Source organism: Mycobacterium sp. IDUB_24 (assembly GCF_055419385.1).
Genome location: NZ_JBVAXO010000016.1, coordinates 1 through 2934 on the forward strand (window position 1 = coordinate 1; position 2934 = coordinate 2934).

The window sequence follows — 2934 nt, forward strand, 5'->3', positions numbered from 1 at the left end:
TGACACTGCGTCCACACCTGCCCCGCCAGACCCAACTCCGCATCCAACGTCCCCAACAACCGCGCCACATTCCGGTGAGTGACCGCCACTCCCTTCGGCACGCCAGTCGTGCCCGAGGTGTAGATCAGGTACGCAGTGTCGTCAGCGCTGGACGCGGGTAATGAAATGCCGGATTGCGCACCGATACCCGGATCGTCGACATCGATGACTGGCAAGTCCCTCCCCGCCAGCCGCGTCCGCAACTCGGAGGTGGTGACTGCCGCGACCGGCATGGCATCGGCCAGCATGAACTCGATCCGCGCATCGGGATGCATCGCATCGATCGGCAGGTACGCAGCGCCCGACTTGAGCACAGCCAAAATCGCGACCACAGGATCCGCCGACCGCGTCAGCAGCACCGCCACACATGTACCCGGCCGCGCACCATGCTCAACTAGCTTGTATGCCAAGAGATTCGACGCGCAATCGAGCTCCCCATACGTCATCGAACGACCATCGAAACTCACGGCTACCGCAGCCGGGTCCCGCGCCACCTGCTCGGCGAACACTGCCGGAATCGTCGCTGACACAACCACGGGCTCGGACAGCACCGACTGGTTGCCCCATCCGTCGAGGCGGGCGTGGTCACCGGCTTCCAGCAGATCTATCGACGACAACGTCTCCGACGGATCGGCGGTCAGCGCTTCGACCACCCGCGTCAGTCGCTCGATGAAGATCTGGATGGTGGCGGCGTCGAAAACATCGGTGCGGAATTCCACCGCCCCGGTGATGCCGGCCGGCTCACCCGCGCTCCAGCGCTCTGCCAACGAGATCGTCAGATCCATCCGTGCCGACTGAGTGTCTGCTTCCAGCGGTGTGGCCTGCATACCACCCAAACTCGGTGAGGCAGCCTGGCCCTCGTCCTGACCGGTCAGGTTCTGCCACGCCATCATCACCTGAACCAGCGGGTGGTGGGTCAAACTGCGGGCCGGGTTGAGCCGATCGACCACCATCTCGAACGGCACATCCTGATGCTCGTAGGCGGCCAGGCTGCGGCGTCGCACCTGTGCCATCAGTTCGGCAACGGACCGATCACCGTCGAGTTCGATCCGCAGCACCAGGGTGTTGATGAAGACCCCGACCAACTCATCCAACGCCGGGTCGCTGCGCCCGGCGATCGGGAAGCCCACCGCCACATCCGAATTCCCGCTCAAACTCGACAACAACACCGCCAACGCCGCCTGCACCACCATGAAACTGGTCGCGTTGTGCTCAGTCGCCGCTCGCGCGATCTGCCGCTGCAATTCGACCGGCCACTCCATCGCGATGCTGGCCCCGTGGTAGTCGGCGACCGATGGATAGGGGCGGTCCGTCGGCAGCCCCAGACGCTCCGGAAGTCCCGCCAACGCCTGCTCCCAGTACGCCAACTGGCCGGCGATCCGGCTCTCCGGATCACCTGGATCACCCAGATACGAGCGCTGCCACAAGGTGTAATCCGCGTACTGCACCGGCAACGGTGACCAGCCCGGGACCTGTCCCGCGCACCGGCTCGCGTAGGCCACCCCGATATCACGCACCAACGGACCGATCGACCAGCCATCCCCGGCGATGTGATGGACCACCGCCACCAGGACATGCTCACCCTCAGCCACCCGGAAAAGGGCAGCCCGCAAAGGAATCTCGGCTGACAGATCGAACTCGTATCCGACTGTCGAGCGAATCGCGTCGTGTAGCCGGTCCGGGGACCAGTCGACGGCGTCGACCACCTGCCACCCGAGATCGACCTGTCCCGCCGGCAGCACCACCTGTCGAGGCACACCATCGACCGCCGGGAATACCGTGCGCAAAGACTCGTGGCGTTCCACGACATCGGCCAGCGCTTGGCCGAGCGCGTCGATATCCAACCCACCGGTGATCCGATACACCGTCGGCATGTTGTAGATCGGCGACGGCCCCTCAAGCTGGTCCAGGAACCACAACCGCTGCTGGGCATACGACAACGGCAGAACATCCGGCCGTTGTCGGGCCACCAGAGGTTCACGCATCCCCGAACTCTCACCCGCACGCGCGGCCAGTTGCGCCACAGTCGGCGCCTCGAACACCGCCCGAACCGCAAGATCGGTATCAAGACCGGCGTTGACCTCATTGATCAACCGCATCGCCGAAAGGGAATCACCGCCAAGGTCGAAGAAGGAATCATCCACCCCGACCCGCTCCAACCCGAGCACCTGGGAGTAGATCCCGGCCAGGATCTCTTCGGTGGGAGTCGCGGGAGCACGGTAATGATCGACGTCGGCGTATTCCGGCGCCGGCAGAGCCCGTCTGTCGAGTTTCCCGTTGACCGTCAACGGCAACGCATCGAGCGTCACTACCGCCGCGGGCACCATGTAACCGGGCAAGCGGTCGGATAATGCGGCACGAACGGCGGCCGGGTCCGCGCTGCCAGTGATGTAACCGACCAGGCGCTTGTCACCCGGACGGTCCTCACGGGCAATCACTGCCGCCTGATCAACCCCAGGAAGCTCAGCGAGAGCTGTCTGAATCTCTCCCAATTCGATGCGGTAGCCACGAATCTTGACCTGCTCATCGGCACGCCCCAGGTACCGCAACTCCCCGTCAGCTCCCCACGACGCCAGATCGCCGGTCCGATACATCCGCATTGGGGGTGCACCCGCACCGCCGAACGGACACGCCACAAACCGCGACGCGGTCAATCCACCACGACGCCAGTATCCGTATCCCAAACCAGCGCCTACCACGTACAGCTCACCCGCCACGCCAATTGGCGCTGGCTGCAATGACGAATCGAGCACGAAGAAGCCGAGGTGATTCAAAGGCACACCGACGGGGCTGAGACTGCCCTCAACGTCACCGGCCACGATCTCCCGGAACGAGGCATGCACCGTCGTCTCGGTGATCCCGTACATGTTGATCAACCGCGGCGAACCCGGATGA

General features: G+C 64.3%; 1 protein-coding gene. It reads right to left on the reverse strand.

What is annotated here, in order from left to right:
• A partial coding sequence (locus ACZYZF_RS29450; protein ID WP_463837597.1) for a condensation domain-containing protein occupies positions 1-2934 on the reverse strand: 2934 nt, incomplete at both ends.